Annotated in this window: 15 protein-coding genes; 3 read left to right on the top strand and 12 right to left on the bottom strand. The window is 68.9% G+C overall.

Annotation, left to right across the window (positions count from 1 at the left end):
- Positions 1-274: 274 nt before the first annotated feature.
- The 9 genes from ABEA07_RS08430 to ABEA07_RS08390 all read right to left on the bottom strand — a co-directional run bounded on the left by ABEA07_RS08430 (position 275) and on the right by ABEA07_RS08390 (position 9,156).
- Complete coding sequence (locus ABEA07_RS08430; protein WP_345537148.1) at positions 275-1,540, bottom strand: 3-isopropylmalate dehydratase large subunit; 1,266 nt, start codon at positions 1,538-1,540, stop codon at positions 275-277.
- Positions 1,537-2,493, bottom strand: coding sequence for a tripartite tricarboxylate transporter substrate binding protein (locus tag ABEA07_RS08425; protein ID WP_345537153.1), 957 nt, complete (start codon positions 2,491-2,493; stop codon positions 1,537-1,539). Before ABEA07_RS08425 ends, ABEA07_RS08430 begins: the two co-directional genes overlap by 4 nt.
- A gap of 63 nt (positions 2,494-2,556) precedes the next feature.
- Positions 2,557-3,267, bottom strand: coding sequence for an ABC transporter ATP-binding protein (locus ABEA07_RS08420; RefSeq protein WP_345537146.1), 711 nt, complete (start codon positions 3,265-3,267; stop codon positions 2,557-2,559).
- Positions 3,268-3,301: 34 nt separating this feature from the next.
- A complete protein-coding gene (locus ABEA07_RS08415; RefSeq protein ID WP_345537144.1) occupies positions 3,302-4,057 on the bottom strand; it encodes an ABC transporter ATP-binding protein in 756 nt (251 codons plus the stop codon).
- Positions 4,050-5,027, bottom strand: a complete 978-nt coding sequence (locus ABEA07_RS08410; protein ID WP_345537142.1) for a branched-chain amino acid ABC transporter permease — start codon at positions 5,025-5,027, stop codon at positions 4,050-4,052. Before ABEA07_RS08410 ends, ABEA07_RS08415 begins: the two co-directional genes overlap by 8 nt.
- The gene (locus tag ABEA07_RS08405; protein WP_345537141.1) at positions 5,024-5,896 is read right to left on the bottom strand and encodes a branched-chain amino acid ABC transporter permease; all 873 of its coding nucleotides are present in this window, start codon (positions 5,894-5,896) and stop codon (positions 5,024-5,026) included. The genes ABEA07_RS08410 and ABEA07_RS08405 overlap by 4 nt, the downstream gene beginning before the upstream one ends.
- A gap of 20 nt (positions 5,897-5,916) precedes the next feature.
- Complete coding sequence (locus ABEA07_RS08400) at positions 5,917-7,122, bottom strand: ABC transporter substrate-binding protein (protein WP_345537139.1); 1,206 nt, start codon at positions 7,120-7,122, stop codon at positions 5,917-5,919.
- Positions 7,123-7,137: 15 nt separating this feature from the next.
- Positions 7,138-7,920: a GntR family transcriptional regulator gene (locus ABEA07_RS08395; RefSeq protein WP_345537151.1), complete on the bottom strand. Its 783-nt coding sequence runs from the start codon at positions 7,918-7,920 to the stop codon at positions 7,138-7,140.
- Between the two features lie 297 nt (positions 7,921-8,217).
- Positions 8,218-9,156: a LysR family transcriptional regulator gene (locus tag ABEA07_RS08390; RefSeq protein WP_345537138.1), complete on the bottom strand. Its 939-nt coding sequence runs from the start codon at positions 9,154-9,156 to the stop codon at positions 8,218-8,220.
- 120 nt (positions 9,157-9,276) lie between these two features.
- Here ABEA07_RS08390 and ABEA07_RS08385 point away from each other — a divergent pair, with 120 nt between their 5' ends.
- Positions 9,277-10,794, top strand: coding sequence for a CoA-acylating methylmalonate-semialdehyde dehydrogenase (locus ABEA07_RS08385; protein WP_345537137.1), 1,518 nt, complete (start codon positions 9,277-9,279; stop codon positions 10,792-10,794).
- 227 nt (positions 10,795-11,021) lie between these two features.
- On the opposite strand, the gene ABEA07_RS08380 is transcribed toward ABEA07_RS08385, so the two are convergent.
- Genes ABEA07_RS08380 through ABEA07_RS08370 form a run of 3 tightly spaced genes read right to left on the bottom strand, consistent with a single transcriptional unit; the run spans position 11,022 to position 13,367 of the window.
- The gene (locus ABEA07_RS08380; protein WP_345537136.1) at positions 11,022-11,870 is read right to left on the bottom strand and encodes a fumarylacetoacetate hydrolase family protein; all 849 of its coding nucleotides are present in this window, start codon (positions 11,868-11,870) and stop codon (positions 11,022-11,024) included.
- A 19-nt stretch (positions 11,871-11,889) separates the two neighbouring features.
- Complete coding sequence (locus ABEA07_RS08375) at positions 11,890-12,636, bottom strand: SDR family NAD(P)-dependent oxidoreductase (RefSeq protein ID WP_345537135.1); 747 nt, start codon at positions 12,634-12,636, stop codon at positions 11,890-11,892.
- A complete protein-coding gene (locus tag ABEA07_RS08370; RefSeq protein ID WP_345537134.1) occupies positions 12,633-13,367 on the bottom strand; it encodes an SDR family oxidoreductase in 735 nt (244 codons plus the stop codon). Before ABEA07_RS08370 ends, ABEA07_RS08375 begins: the two co-directional genes overlap by 4 nt.
- A 137-nt stretch (positions 13,368-13,504) precedes the next feature.
- On the opposite strand from ABEA07_RS08370, the gene ABEA07_RS08365 reads away from it, so the two are divergent.
- Both ABEA07_RS08365 and ABEA07_RS08360 read left to right on the top strand, forming a co-directional pair.
- Complete coding sequence (locus ABEA07_RS08365) at positions 13,505-14,248, top strand: FadR/GntR family transcriptional regulator (protein WP_345537133.1); 744 nt, start codon at positions 13,505-13,507, stop codon at positions 14,246-14,248.
- On the top strand, positions 14,245-15,267 hold the full coding sequence (locus ABEA07_RS08360; protein WP_345537131.1) for a sialic acid TRAP transporter substrate-binding protein SiaP: 1,023 nt from the start codon (positions 14,245-14,247) through the stop codon (positions 15,265-15,267). The genes ABEA07_RS08365 and ABEA07_RS08360 overlap by 4 nt, the downstream gene beginning before the upstream one ends.
- The last annotated feature ends 3 nt before the right edge of the window (positions 15,268-15,270 follow it).

Here is a 15,270-nt window from a genome sequence, read left to right as displayed (position 1 = left end):
TTACTTTCTTTGGCGAGACAAAGAAAGTAACTCGCCCGCCGGGGCGAATTCCCGGCTCCTGCGCCACACAACCAGCAAGGCCAAAACAAAGGCCCAAGAGCCAAATTCAAGGCTCCTGCGCCCCCCAACCAGCAAGGCCAAAACAAAGCCCCGAACGCCAAGTCCAACCCACAACAAGAACAACGCCAAACCAAAGGCCCAGAGCCCTCACCCCACCCCTCTCCCCCACCCGCCCGAGAAACAGCGAGCAACACCGAAGCCCACCCACGATGTCTCATGCCAGCACCTCCCGCGGGTCCGTCACCCGCCCGCGCAGCGCCGACGCCGCGACGGTATAGGGCGACCCCAGGTAAACCTGTGCATTCGGCGACCCCATGCGCCCCTTGAAGTTGCGCGCCGTGGTGGAGATCACGGTCACGTCGCCCAGCGGGTCGCCATAGCCCGAGCAGGCGCCGCAGGCGGTGGCGAAGAGCTCGGCGCCGGCGTCGAGCAGCACCTGCAGCACGCCCTCCTCGCGCGCGCGCTCCTGGTCCTGCAGGCTGGCCGGCGCCACCATCAGCCGGACGCCCGCCGCCACCTTGCGCCCGCGCAGCACCTGCGCGGCAGCTCGCAGATCCTCGAGCTTGGCGCCGGTGCAGGCACCGATGTAGGCCACGTCCACCACCGTGCCCGCATCGCGGCTCACACCGTGCGAATTGGCCGGACTGTGCGGCGCCGCGACCTGCGGCTCCAGCGTCGCCGCGTCGAAGCGGTGCAGTTCGCAGGCCGCGCCCTCGTCGGTGAACCAGGGCGCCGCATCGACCGCCGGCACACCCGCCTCGGCCAGGAAGGCGGCCGTCGTCGCATCCGGCGCGACCAGGCCGGCCTGCGCCCCCAGCTCGGCGCTCATGTTCGACAGCGTCATCCGCTCCTGCATCGACAGCGCCCTCACCGCCGGGCCGCAGAACTCCACCGCCTGGTAGCGCCCGCCGTTCATGCCGAAGCGCCCGATCATCGCCAGCATCATGTCCTTGGCCGTGACGCCGGCCGGCAGCGCGCCGTCCCACCACATGCGGATCGTCTCGGGCACGCGCAGCCAGATCTCCCCCGTCACCACCACGCCCAGCATCTCGGTGCTGCCCACCCCGAACATGTAGGCGCCGAAGGCCCCGCCGGTGGGCGAATGCGAATCGCCGCCCACGCACAGCATGCCGGGGCGGATGTGGCCGTGCTGAGGCACCACCACGTGGCAGATGCCCTGGCTGTCGTACACATGGGGCAACTGCTGCGCCTGCGCCCAGTCGCGCGCGATGCGCACGATGCGGCGCGAATCCTCGTCGCGCGCGGGCACGTAGTGGTCCATCACCAGCACCACGCGCGACTTGTCCCAGATCTGCGCACCCAGTTCTTCCAGCATGGGCTGCAGGCGACGCGGGCCGGACGAGTCGTGGAACATCGCGAGGTCCACCGCGCAGGTCACGATCTCGCCCACCGCGACCCGCTCGCGGCCGCAGGCGCGGGCGATCAGCTTCTGTGCCAGGGTCTGGGGCGCGGCGGTCATTCGGGCTTCGCTCCGGAGAACTTCACGACCTTCCCCCAGCGCACGATCTCGCTCTTCACGAACTCGGTGAATTGATCGGGCGAATTACCCACGGGGATCGCGCCCTCGGTTTCCAGGCGCTTGCGCATCTCGGGCTGGGCGATGGCCTGGCGCGCCGCATCGCTCAGGCGCCTGGCGACGTCCGGCGTCAGGCCGGCGGGGCCGAACAGGCCGAACCAGGCGCTGGACTCGTAGCCCGGCAGCGTCTCGGCGATGGCCGGCACCTCCGGCAGCGAAGGCAGGCGCCTCGCGGTGGTCACGCCCAGGGCCTTGAGCTTGCCGGCCTTCACGTGGGACTGCACGTTGCCCACGGCGGCGAACATCAGCTGCACCTGGCCGGCCAGCACGTCCTGCACCGCGGGCGCGGTGCCGCGGTAAGGGATGTTCACGATGAAGGTGCCCGACTGCATCTTGAAGGCATCGCCCGCCATGTGCAGCGAGGAGCCGATGCCGCCGATCGCGAAGTTGAGCTGCCCCGGCTTCGCCTTGGCCAGCGCGATGAGCTCCCGCACGTTGTTCGCCGGCACGGACGGGTGCGCCACCAGCACCGAGGGCGAAGTCGCGACGCAGGTCAGCGCGCTGAAGTCCTTGACCGGATCGAAGGGCAGCTGCGGGTAGAGCGTGGCGTTGATCGCGTGGCTCGTGAAGCTCATCAGCAGCGTGTTGCCATCCGGCGCCGCCCTGGCCACTGCCTCGGCCGCAATGTTGCCGCCGGCGCCGGGCCGGTTCTCGACGATCACCGTGCGGCTCAGCACCGGCCCCATGCTGGCGGCCAGCGTGCGCGCCAGCGTGTCGGTGGAACCGCCGGCCGGCGCGCCGACCAGGATGCGAACGGGCGCGCCGCCGACCTGGGCGCGCGCGCCGGCCGCCAGCGCCGCCGACGCGGATGCGATGAGGATGTCTCGGCGTTTCATCATGTCGTGTCTCCTTGATGTCTTGGGAAGGGCCCTTGGTCAGATCGCGGCGAATGAAGCCTCTCAGAGGCCCAGGTAGGCGCGCCGCAGCTCGTCGGTCGCGAGCAGGGCCTGCGGCTCGCCCGAGAAGCGCACGCTGCCGTTCTCCAGCACGTAGGCGCGGTCCGCGATTTCCAGCGACTGGCCCACGTTCTGCTCGACCAGCAGCACCGCGAGCCCGTCCTCGCGCAACTGGCGGATGAGCGAGAACATCTCTTCCACCAGCAGCGGCGACAGGCCGAGCGAAGGCTCGTCCAGGATCAGCAGCACGGGCTCGGCCATCAGGCCGCGGCCGATCGCCAGCATCTGCTGCTCGCCGCCGCTCATGGTCCCGGCATGCTGGTCGCGCCGCTCCTTCAGGCGCGGGAAGATCGCGAACACGCGCTCCAGGTTGAGCGCGCGCCGCTCGCGCGCGCGGGTGAAGGAGCCGAGCTCCAGGTTCTCCAGCACGCTCAGGTTGGGGAACACCTTGCGGCCCTCGGGCACCTGGATGAGGCCGGCCTTCACCACCTCGCGGTAATGCGCACCGCTCAGGTCCCGGCCGTCGAAGCGCACCGTGCCGCTCCAGGCCGGGCACAGCCCGCAGACCATCTTGTTGAGCGTGGACTTGCCCGCGCCGTTGCTGCCCAGGAGCGCCACCATCTCGCCGGCGCCGACCTGCAGGTCCACGCCGCGCAGCACCTCGGTGCGGCCGTAGCCGCCGCGCAGGGCCCGGATGTCGAGCAGCACCGTCATTGAAACACCCTCGCCTTCGGAACGGCCGTGCGTCTCATGCCGGCACCTGCGCCTTGCGCAGCCGCGCGGCCGTGCCCTGACCCAGGTAGGCCTCGATCACCTGCTCGTTCGAGGTGACATCCTGCGGGCTGCCTTCGGCGATCAGCCGGCCCTGGGCCAGCACCCACACGTGCTCGGCCAGGTGCATCACGGCCTGCATCACGTGCTCGATCATCAGCACCGTCACGCCACTGTCGGCGATGCCGCGCACCACCGGCATCATCTCGGCGATCTCCTGCGGGTTGAGGCCGGCCAGAACCTCGTCGAGCAAGAGCAGGCGCGGGCGCGTGGCCAGCGCACGGGCCAGCTCCAGGCGCTTGCGGCCGGCCACCGTCAGGTCGGAGGCGGGCTTGTCGAGCTGCGGCCCCAGGCCCACCTGGTGCGCGACCTGCTCGGCTTGCGAGAGTGCCCGCGCCCGGCTGCGCACGTGCAGGTGGGCGCCCACGGCGACGTTCTCGCGCACCGTCTGCGCCGCGAAGGGCTGCACGATCTGGAAGGTGCGGGTCATGCCGGCCCGCGCGTTGCGGTGCGGCTCGCGGCCGGTGATGTCCTGGCCGGCGAAGCGCACGGTGCCGCTGTCCGGCCGGAGGAAGCCCGACATCAGCGCGAACAGCGTGGTCTTGCCGGCGCCGTTGGGACCGATCAGCGCGCACAGGCGACCCTCGGTCACGGCCAGGCTCACGTCCTGCACCGCCTTCAACCCGCCGAAGGCGCGCGACACCTTCGCAAGGTGCAGCAGCGGCTCAGCCATTGCGGCCGCCCTTGCCGGGCCACAGCTGGCGCACCGACAGCCCCAGCCCCGCGATGCCGCGCGGCAGGAAGATCACGATCAGCACCAGCACCACGCCGTAGATCACCATGTTGATGCCCGGCAGCTCGCCGAACAGGTTGCGCGTGAGATCGGCCAGCACGTGCAGGACCACCGCCCCCAGCACCGGCCCCCAGAGCGTGCCCATGCCGCCCACGATGGCCGCCACGAGCGCCTCCACCGAGGTCGAAGGGCCGTAGGCGATGCCCGGGTCGATGTACTGGAACACCTGCACGTAGAAGGCGCCGGCCGCGCCCATGAAGGCCGCCGACAGGCCGATCGCGCCGAGCTTCACGCGCACCGGGTTCACGCCGACGGCACGGGCCGCGTCCTCGTTGTCGCGCACCGCCTGCAGCCAGGCGCCGAAGCGGCCATGGCGCAGCCACCAGCTGACCAGCAGGGCCGCCAGCACGAAGCCCAGCATCACCCACAGGTAGCCGGCGCGCGAGCCGAACTGGAAATTCGACGCCGCCTCCCGCAGCGGCACCATCAGCCCTACCCCCCCGCCGGTGAAGGGCACCGACAGCGCCAGGATGCGGAACACCTCCGCGAAAGCCAGCGTGACCAGCGCGAAGTAAGAGCCCTTGAGGCCGTAGCGAAAGCTCAGCGCCCCGACGAACAGGCCCACCAAGGCCGCGGCAAGAATCGCGAGCGGCAGCGCCACCCAGGCGTTGAAGCCACCCTGCAATTGGGCGATGGCCTGCACGTAGGCGCCGGTGCCGAAGAACAGCGCATGCCCGAAGGAGAACTGTCCGCCGAAGCCGCCGAGGATGTTCCAGGCCTGCGCCATGAGCGTGGCGTAGAGCGCCATCATCACGAAGTTGAGCGCGCTGCCCGAGCGGGTGACCCACGGCACGCAGGCGACGGCGAGGGTGAACAGCGCGATCAGCGCCAGTTGCCGGCCGCCGCTCATGCGCGGGCTCCGAACAGCCCCTGCGGCCGGAACAGCACGACGCCGATGAAGATCGCGAAGATGCCGATCTGCCCCAGCGATTCACCCAGGTAGAGGCCGCCCAGCGATTCCACCACCCCCACCAGGAAGCCGCCGACCAGCGCGCCGACGAAGCTGCCCATGCCGCCCAGCACCACGATGGTGAAGGCCACCAGCACGAAGCCGCTGCCCACCTGCGGATTGACGTAGTAGGCCGGCAGCAGGAAGCAGGCCGCCGCGCCGAGGCAGGCCAGGCCGATGCCGAAGCTCATCGCGTAGACGTGGTCCACGTCGATGCCCATGAGCTTGGCTCCCTCCTTCTCCCTGGCGACCGCGCGGATGGCACGGCCGAGGTCGGTGCGGCCCATGACCCAGAACAGCAGGGCCGACACCACCAGCGCGCCAGCGAAGGCCACCAGCTTGGGCACGGCGATCATCGCGGGGCCGATGGCGACCGTGGCGAGCGAGTAGGCGGTGTCGATGGTGCGCGTGTCCGACTTGAAGAAGATCAGCGCCAGGTTCTCCATCACGATCGCGATGCCCAGCGTGGCCAGCAGGATGTTCTCGTCCTTGCCGTGGCCGGCGCGGTTGATCACGATCCGCTGCAGCGCGTAGCCCAGCGCGAACATGGCGGGCACGACGATGGGCAGGGCCAGATACGGGTCGATGCCCAGCCGCTCCTTGAGGAAGTACACCGCGTACAGCGCCAGCATCAGGCAGGCGCCATGGGCGAAATTGATGATGTGCAGGACGCCGTAGATCAGCGTGAGGCCGAGGGCGATCAGCGCGTACACCGCGCCGGTGGTGAGCCCGTTCAGCACGGACGGGAAAAGAATGCCGAAATCGAGCATGCTGCCAGGCGCGCGCGGGCTCAGGCGGATCTGAGCGGGAACACCGGCTCCACCTCGCGGTAGTCCCGCGGAATGATCACCTTGATGTCGTTCTTCACCACCTGCGTCATGAGCGGCTGCGCGCCCTCGTTCTGCCCGTTGACGAACTTCGTGGGCCCATACGGCATGATGTGGTTCGAGAAGGTGCTCTTCTCCAGCGCCTCGATGATCGCGGCCCGGTCCGCCGACTTCGCCCGCTCCAGCGCATCGGCCAGCAGCCCCATGGCGGTGTAGGTCATGAACACCTCGTAGCTGAAGTACTGCCCCTTGGCCTCCACCCGCTTTTTCAGCTCGTGCGAGCGCTTGTCCTTCGGGTTGAACCAGTGGTTGCAGTCGATGATGCCGTTGGCCGCATCCGGGAACTCCTTGACGAACTTGTAGCTCGAGGCCGCGCCGCCCAGCACCGAGAAGATCGCCTTGGGCGCCACCTTCTGCTGCTGCATGGTGCGCACCAGCAGCGCGTACTCGTTGTAGTAGTTGGCGGGGATCACGATGTCGGGGTTGACCGACTTCATGCGCAGCACGATGTTGTTGAAGTCCCGCGTCGGATTGGCGTGCTTGACCACCTCCTTCACCTCGAAGCCGTAGCCCGGCAGCTCGCGCGACAGCAGCTGCGCGGTGCCGGTGCCGAACAGCGACTCCTCGTGGATGATCATCACCGTCTTCGCCGGGCTGCCGGCGGCCTTGTTCAGCACCAGCAGGTTGGCGATCGACAGCTCGGTCGACTTCCTGTAGCCGGGCCCGAAGCGGAAGGTGTTCTTCAGCCCGCGCTCCACGATCTGGTCGGCCACGCCCACGTCCACCACGTGCGGCAGGTTGTACTTGGCTGCCGCCTGGGTGGTCGCCAGGCAGATGGCGGAGGCGAAGGCGCCGACGATCGCGCTGACGCCGGCCTCGTTCATCTTCTCCACTTCCGCCGTGCCGGCCTGCGGCTGCGACTGGGCGTCGCCCAGCAATGCCTCGATCTGCGCGCCGCCCAGCGACTTGATGCCGCCACCCTTGTTGATGTCCTCGATGGCCATCTGCGCGCCCAGGCGGCACTGCTGCCCCGAGTACGCCAGCGCCCCGGTCACCGGATGCAGCACGCCGACCTTCACGGTCCTGGGCTGCGCCCCGGCCACGAGCGGCAAGGCGACGGCGGAGGCCATCGCGGCGGATTGCGAGATGAAGCGGCGGCGAGTGCTCATGGGTTTTCCTCTTGCTTAGTTGAAAGGGGCTGCGACGTCCTTGCTGACCCAGACCTTGGCATCGATGCTGCCCACGCGCGACAGCTGCATCTCGTAGGCATAGCGGTCGGGGCGGTAGAAGCCATGGAGCCACTGCACCGGCCGCTCGTCCTGGTCGTACACCAGGCGGCGCACCGCCAGCAGGGCCGAGCCGACCGAGATCTCCAGGTGTTCGGCCAGCACGTTGTCCGCCAGGCGCGCGGAGATGGTCTGGTGCGCGCGGCCGACCTTCACGCCGGCCTCCTCGAGCAGCACCAGGATCGGTTTCTTCGCCAGCTCGCGCCGGCCGAAGCGCCGGCCCACGTCGCCCGGCACATAGGTGGTGATGTGCGACAGCGGCCCCTCGCGCGTGGAGCGCACCCGCACCGCCTTCTGCACCGGATCGCCCGGCTGCAGCTGCAGCGCCTCCGCCACCTGGCTGGAGGCCGACACGGTGGCCACGTCGATCACCTTGACCGAGGTGCGCAGGCCCATCGTGACCAGGTTCTCCAGCAGGCCGTGCAGGTTGGCGCGTTCCGTGCTCTCGCTCGCACGCGGTTCATTGGCCGCCACCTGCCGCACCGGACGCGTGCGCCGGCCCGGGTTGCGCGAGATCAGGCCCTCGGAGGACAGCCGCTCCAGCGCGCGCCGCACCGTCACGCGCGCCACGCCGAACTGCTGCATCAGCGCCAGCTCGCCGGGCACCCCGTCGGCGAAGCGGCCTTCGTCGAGCTGCTCGCGCAGGACCAGGTAGATCTGGTGGTATTTGGGCAGCGGCATCTGCGACATGGAGCGCATCGTTGAACACTTCGAATGTTCTGTCAATGGGACATTTGGAGCGTCGCCGGCGGCCTGCCGCCGGACCGGAGCTGAACGAAGACAACCCGTTCGCCGTGAAATTTCTCGGCCCCAGGAACGAAGCCTGCTACGTCCTGTGTCACCAGCCGAAGTCCTTCGACTGGCGCGCTCGCGGCGCTCGTGCCCACCCTTGGAAGCAGGCTCCGCCGGCCGTCTTCCGATCGGCCTGCGAAGAGCTGGCTTCGATCCTCGAAATCTGAGCTCGGGCCTGGCAGGCCATCAGGCCCCGAACCCGTCCTTCAGCACCTCCCGCAGCCACGCCACGAACACCGTCACGGCCCGCGGCACGTGGGTCGCGTAGGGGCGGATGGCGTAGAGCTGCTCCGCGAAGGCACCGACGGGCCGCCAGTCCGGCAGCACGTGCACCAGCTTGCCGCTTTGCAGCGCGGCCTGGGCGCTGAAGTCCGGCACCAGCGCGATGCCCAGCCCGGCGAGCGCCGCGTCGCGCAGGGCCTCGCTGTTGTTGGCGGCGAAGGGGCCAGCCACCGGCACCGTCACCCGCTCGACCGCGCGGCGCCCGCCCGTGGACTCCAGCGTCCAGGCCGGCTGCTCCTGGGCGCGCGGGTAGTGCAGGCAGTCGTGCGCCGACAGTTCCTGCGGCGACTGCGGCGCGGGCCGGCGGCGCAGGTAGGACCGGCTGGCGACGAGCAGGGAATGGGTGTCGCACAGCCGCCAGGCCACGTGCGTGTCGGGCACCGAGGCCGCGTGGCGGATCGCCAGGTCGAAGCCCTCCACCGCCAGCGCGCTGAGCCGGTCCGACAGGTCCAGCGCCAGCCGCACCTGCGGATTCGCGCGCAGGAAATCCGCCACCCGCGGCACGATCTGCTGGCGTGCGAGCGCCACCGGCGCCGTCACCCGCAGCAGGCCGCGCGGCACGCCGGCCAGGTCGCGCACGCCGGCGAAGCTGTGGGCGATCTGCTCGAAGGGTGCGCGGGTGTCGTCCACCAGGCGCCCCCCGGCCTCGGTGAGGCGCACGCTGCGGGTGGTTCGCCGCACCAGCGGCACGCCGGCGGCACGTTCCAGCTCGGCGATGCGCTGGCTCATCGCGGCCTTGCTCACTCCCAGGCGCGCGGCCGCCGCCGTGTAGCTGCCCTGCTGCGCCAGCACGTTGAGCCAGTGGAGATGGGTCCACAGCGATTCGATGTTCTTGGTTTCCATGCACCTATTGTTCACCATCGTGAACAATCAATTCAGCGCCGAGTGGCTTGGCATGCGCCGCATGCCTTTCTAGACTGGCGCCTTCCATCACGGCCCGCACCGAACGCAGGAGAGACCTTCATGCAACTGAGCAAGACCCCCATCCACCACTACATCGGCGGCCGCATCGCCGCGCCCCAGTCCGCACGCACGCAGGACGTGTTCAACCCGGCCACCGGCGCCGCCACCGGCAGCGTGGCGCTGGCCAACCGCGCCGACGTGGATGCCGCGGTCGCAGCCGCGCAGGCCGCCTTTCCGGCCTGGGCCGACACCCCGCCGATCCGGCGCGCGCGGGTGATGTTCAAGTTCCTGGAGCTGCTCAACAAGCACCGCGACGAGCTGGCCCACCTGATCACCGCCGAACACGGCAAGGTCTTCACAGACGCGCAGGGCGAGGTCTCGCGCGGCATCGACGTCGTGGAGTTCGCCTGCGGCATTCCGCAACTGCTCAAGGGCGACTACACCGACCAGGTCTCCACCGGCATCGACAACTGGACGATGCGCCAGCCCCTGGGCGTGGTGGCCGGCATCACGCCCTTCAACTTTCCGGTGATGGTGCCGATGTGGATGTTCCCCGTCGCCATCGCGGCGGGCAACTGCTTCGTGCTCAAGCCCAGCCCGATCGACCCGAGCCCGTCGCTGCGCATGGCCGAGCTGCTGAAGGAGGCCGGTCTGCCAGACGGCGTGTTCAACGTGGTGCAGGGCGACAAGGAGTCAGTGGATGCGCTGCTGGAGCATCCCGACGTCAAGGCGATCAGCTTCGTCGGCTCCACCCCGATCGCCAACTACATCTACGAGACCGGCGCGCGCCACGGCAAGCGCGTGCAGGCCCTGGGCGGCGCGAAGAACCACATGGTGGTGATGCCCGATGCCGACCTGGAGCAGGCGGTGGATGCGCTGATCGGCGCCGGCTACGGCTCGGCCGGCGAGCGCTGCATGGCGATCAGCGTGGCGGTGCTGGTGGGCGACGTGGCCGACAAGCTGGTGCCCATGCTGGCCGAGCGCGCCCGCACGCTGAAGGTGCTCAACGGCACCAACCTCGAGGCCGAGATGGGCCCGATCGTCACCCGCGCCGCGCACGAGCGCATCTGCGGCTACATCGATGCCGGCCAGAAGGAAGGCGCGAAGCTCGTGCATGACGGCCGCAGCTTCGAAGCCAGGCAGGCCGGCGAAGGCTGCGACAACGGCTTCTGGATGGGCGGCACGCTGTTCGACCACGTCACGCCCGGGATGCGCATCTACAAGGAAGAGATCTTCGGCCCGGTGCTCTCCTGCGTGCGGGTGCGCGACCTGAAGGAAGCGGTCGACCTGATCAACGCGCACGAGTTCGGCAACGGCGTGGCCTGCTTCACCCGCGACGGCAACGTGGCGCGCGAGTTCTCGCGCCGCATCGAGGTGGGCATGGTGGGCATCAACGTGCCGATCCCGGTGCCCATGGCCTGGCACGGCTTCGGCGGCTGGAAGAAATCGCTCTTCGGCGACATGCATGCCTATGGCGAGGAAGGCGTGCGCTTCTACACCAAGCAGAAATCGATCATGCAGCGCTGGCCGGAAAGCATCGGCAAGGGGGCCGAGTTCGTGATGCCGACGGCGAAGTAGGTATGGCATTCTCTCCCGGAGAGAGAGGGTCGAGGCACGGAGGTATTGCTTCCTCTGGCTCTGGGAGAGGGTTGGGGGTGGCGGCTCCGGGCGCTTGAGTCGGCATTGCGGGTGCGGTGGCGCAGGAGCCGGGAATTCGCCCCGGCTCCTGCGCCAAACACCCAACAAGGCAAAAACGAACACCCCGCGCCCCTCCTAAAGAAAGAGGAACAAGTCACCAGTCCAATTCAGACTTTGAACGCGATCACTTCCTGACGTTGCTCGCCCAGCCCCTCGATGCCCAGCGTCATCACGTCGCCCTTCTTCAGGTAGAGCGGCGGCTTCATCCCCAGGCCCACGCCGGGCGGGGTGCCTGTGGTGATGACGTCACCCGGCATCAGCGTCATGAACTGGCTGACGTAGCTCACGATCTTCGCGACGTTGAAGATCATGGTCCTCGTATTGCCGGTCTGCATGCGCTTGCCGTTGAGGTCCAGCCACATCGACAGCTTCTGCACATGGGGCACCTCGTCGCGCGTCACCAGCCAGGGGCCGATGGGGCCGAAAGTGTCGCAGCCCTTGCCCTTGTCCCAGGTGCCGCCGCGCTGGATCTGGTACTCGCGCTCGCTCACATCGTTGATCACGCAGTAGCCGGCCACGTAGTCCAGCGCGCTCTTCTGCGTGACGTAACGGGCGGTGGCGCCGATCACCACGCCCAACTCGACCTCCCAGTCGGTCTTGACCGAACCCTTGGGCAGCATCACCGGGTCGTTCGGGCCCTGAACGCAACTGTTGGCCTTCATGAAGACCACCGGCTCGGCCGGGATGGGCTGGCCGGATTCCGCCGCGTGGTCGGCATAGTTCAGGCCGATGGCGATGAACTTCCCGACGTGGGCCACCGGGCAGCCGTAGCGCGGCTTGCCCTTGACCAGCGGCAGCTTCTCGGCCTGGAGCTTGCGCAGCCTGGCGAGCGCGGCGTCGCCGAGCTGCTCGGCGCCGATGTCGGGGATGACCGCGCTCAGGTCGCGCAACTGGCCGCCGGCGTCGACGAGGCCGGGCTTTTCCTTGCCGGGGTTGCCATAGCGAACGAGTTTCATGTTGTCCTTTCTTGGAAGATCAGTAGGTGGCGCGCCCGCCCGACAAGTCGAACGCAGCCCCCGTGGAAAAAGAGCACTCCTCGGTGCAGAGCCAGCAGACCATCGCCGCCACCTCCTCCACCGTGCCGAAGCGGCCCATGGGGATTTTCGACAGCATGAAGGCGATGTATTCCGGCGTCATCTGGTTGAACAGGGGCGTCTTCACCGCCGCCGGCGTCACGCAGTTGACGCGGATGCCGGTGTCGGCCAGTTCCTTGCCCAGGGACTTGGTCAGCGCCATCACGGCCGCCTTGCTCGCACTGTACGCGCTCGCGTTGGGGTTGCCGTCCTTGCCGGCCACGGAGGCGATGTTGACGATGCGGCCCCAGCCCTGCTTGCGCATCTGCGGCACCACCTCGCGGCAGCAGATGAAGACCCCGTCGAGATTGATCGCCATGACCTCGCGCCAGGCATCGACCGGGTAATTCCACAGCTGGAGGTTCGGCCCGAGAACGCCGGCGCTGTTGACCAGCGCATCGATGCGCCCGGCCCGCGCCAGCGTGCCCGCCACCGCCTTCGCGACCGAGGGCTGCTGCGCCACGTCGACCTTGAGCGCGAAGGCTCGGGGCCCGAGCGACCAGGCGGTCTTCTCGGCCGCCTCGGCGTCGCGGTCCCACAGCGTCACGCTGCCGCCCGAGGCGATCAGCCGCTGCGCGATGCCGCGCCCCAGCCCCGATGCGCCGCCGGTCACGACCGCGTGCCGGCCGGCGAAGTCGAGCTGGTTCATATGGTGATGCCGCCATCGGCCGCGTAGGCCTGGCCGGTGACGAACTGCGACTCGTCGCTGGCCAGGAAGACCACCAGCGGCGCGATCTCCTCGGCCTGCGCCAGGCGCCCCATGGGCTGGCGCGCGATGAAGGCCTTGCGCGCCTCCACCGGGTCGGCGTTGGCATTGATGCGCTCGGCCAGCGAGGGCGTGTCCACCGTGCCGGGGCAGACCGCATTGCAGCGGATGCCCTGCCCCACATAGTCGGCCGCGACGCTCTTGGTCAGCCCCAGCACGGCCGCCTTCGTGGTGCCGTAGACGCAGCGGTTAGGCAGACCCTTGATGCTGGAACACACGCTGGCCATGTTGATGATGCTGCCGCGCCCGGCCGCGAGCATGCCGGGCAGCACGGCCTGGATCGTCCAGAACTGCGCTCGCACGTTGAGGCGGAAGGCGAAGTCCAGGTCCTCGTCGCTGGCCTGCAGCGCCGCGCCGTTGTGCACCACGCCCGCGCAGTTGAACAGGATGTCGAGCGTGGGCAGCGTCGCCACGAAAGCGCCGATGGCCGACTTGTCGAGCACGTCCAGCTTCGCGGCCGTGACACCGGCGACACCCGCGTAGCGCTCGAGCAGCTTTTCGTTGACGTCGGTGGCCCACACCTGCGCGCCCTCGGCCGCGAGCGCCAGCGCGCTCGCATGGCCGATGCCCTGGCCCGCCGCGGTGACGAGCGCGGTCTTGCCCTTCAATCTCATGGGAATCCTTCCAGCTGTTGTCGGGGATGCGAGGCACGTTCGGCGTTCAGGGTTTGGCCCGATGTCCGCGCCGCCCAGCGGGCCGTATTCTGAATTGGCCTGACCACTTGGCCAATTCAGGGCAACCCCTAACCCCAGTGCCTCTGCAGACCCTCGAACCCCGGCGGCTCTACCGCCAGATCGCCGACCAGCTCAGCGCCCTCATCGCCCAGGGCGAGTTCGCGCCCGGCTCGCGGCTGCCGGCCGAGCGCGACCTCGCCCGGCAGCTCGGCGTGAGCCGGCCCTCGGTGCGCGAGGCGTTGATCGCGCTGGAGGTGGAGGGCTGGGTCGAGGTGCGCACCGGCTCCGGCGTGTACGTGCGGGACCGCGCGCCGCCGGGCGCCGCCGGACTCCCTGCGCCGGCCAGCACCGAATGGGGCCCGCTGGAGCTGATCCGCGCACGCCGCGTGATCGAGGGAGAGACCGCGGCCATCGCCGCCGGGTCGGCCAGGCGCAAGGACATCGAGGCCATGAGCCGCGCCATCGAGCGCATGCGCGATCTGGCCGACCGCAGCGTGATGCCGCTGGAAGGCGACCGCGATTTCCACCTCGCCATCGTCGATTGCTGCGGCAACGTGGTGCTGTCGGAGACGGTGCAGGGCTTCTGGGATTCGCGCCGCGGGCCGATCTTCATGCGCCTGGGCGGCTACTTCGAGAGCGTCAAGTCCTGGCGCAGCGCGATCGCCGAGCACGAGGCGATCCGCGACGCCATCGCCTCCCGCGACCCCGCGTCCGCGCGCGCCGCCATGCACGCGCACATGGACAAGTCGCACCAGCGCTTCAGCGCGAGCTGGCGCCGCGCCAACCAGATCCTTCAACCACCGACGGAGACAAGAAGATGAGCAAGAAGCCGACCATCCAAGCGAACGCCAGGCAGAGCACCAGGCGCATGGCGATGAAGACGATCGCCGCCTGCCTGCTCGCCGCCGGCGCCCTCGGCGCGGCCCAGGCGCAGACCAAGCTGAAGTGGGCGCACGTCTACGAGACCTCGGAGCCCTTCCACAAGTACTCGGTATGGGCCGGCGAGGAGATCAAGAAGCGCACCAACGGCAAGTACGAGGTGCAGGTCTTCCCCGCCTCGAGCCTGGGCAAGGAGTCGGACATCAACCAGGGCCTGACCTTGGGCACGGTGGACATCATCCTTTCGGGCGCGAGCTTCGCCGGCCGCACCTCGCCGCCGCTGGCCGTGTCGTACTTCCCCTTCATCTTCCGCGACGCGGAGCACCAGCTGAAGTACGCGAAGAGCGATGTCTTCAAGGAGCTGGCCAAGGGCTACGACGACAAGAGCGGCAATCACATCACGGCGCTGACCTACTACGGCGCCCGCCACGTCACCTCCAGCGCGGCCCGGCCGGTCGCGAAGCCCGAGGACATGAAGGGCCTGAAGATCCGCGTGCCCGACGCGCCGGCCTACCTGGCCTTCCCCAAGGCGCTGGGCGCCAACCCCACGCCGATCGCCTTCGCCGAGGTCTACCTCGCCCTGCAGAACGGCACCGTCGACGCGCAAGAGAACCCGCTGCCCACCATCGAGGCCAAGAAGTTCTTCGAGGTGCAGAAGAACATCTCGCTGACGGGCCACATCGTCGACTCGCTGCTGACCATCGTGTCGGGCTCGACCTGGGGCAAGCTCTCGGCCGACGAGAAGAAGATCTTCACCGAGGTGATGCAGGAGGCCGCGGAGAAGACCGGCCGCGAGATCATCGCCTCCGAAGCCCGCCTGGTGGACGAGTTCAAGAAGAAGGGCAACAACGTCATCACGGTGGACAGGAACGCCTTCCGCGAGGCGGTGCTGAAGAACACCAAGCCGACGGACCACGGTTATCGCCAGCAGGACTACGACCGCATCACCGCGATCAAGTGACCG

Source organism: Variovorax defluvii (assembly GCF_039541515.1).
Classification (GTDB): Bacteria; Pseudomonadota; Gammaproteobacteria; order Burkholderiales; family Burkholderiaceae_C; genus Variovorax; species Variovorax defluvii.
Note: the sequence above shows the minus strand (reverse complement) of the source record. Positions and strands in the feature narration are given on the sequence as shown.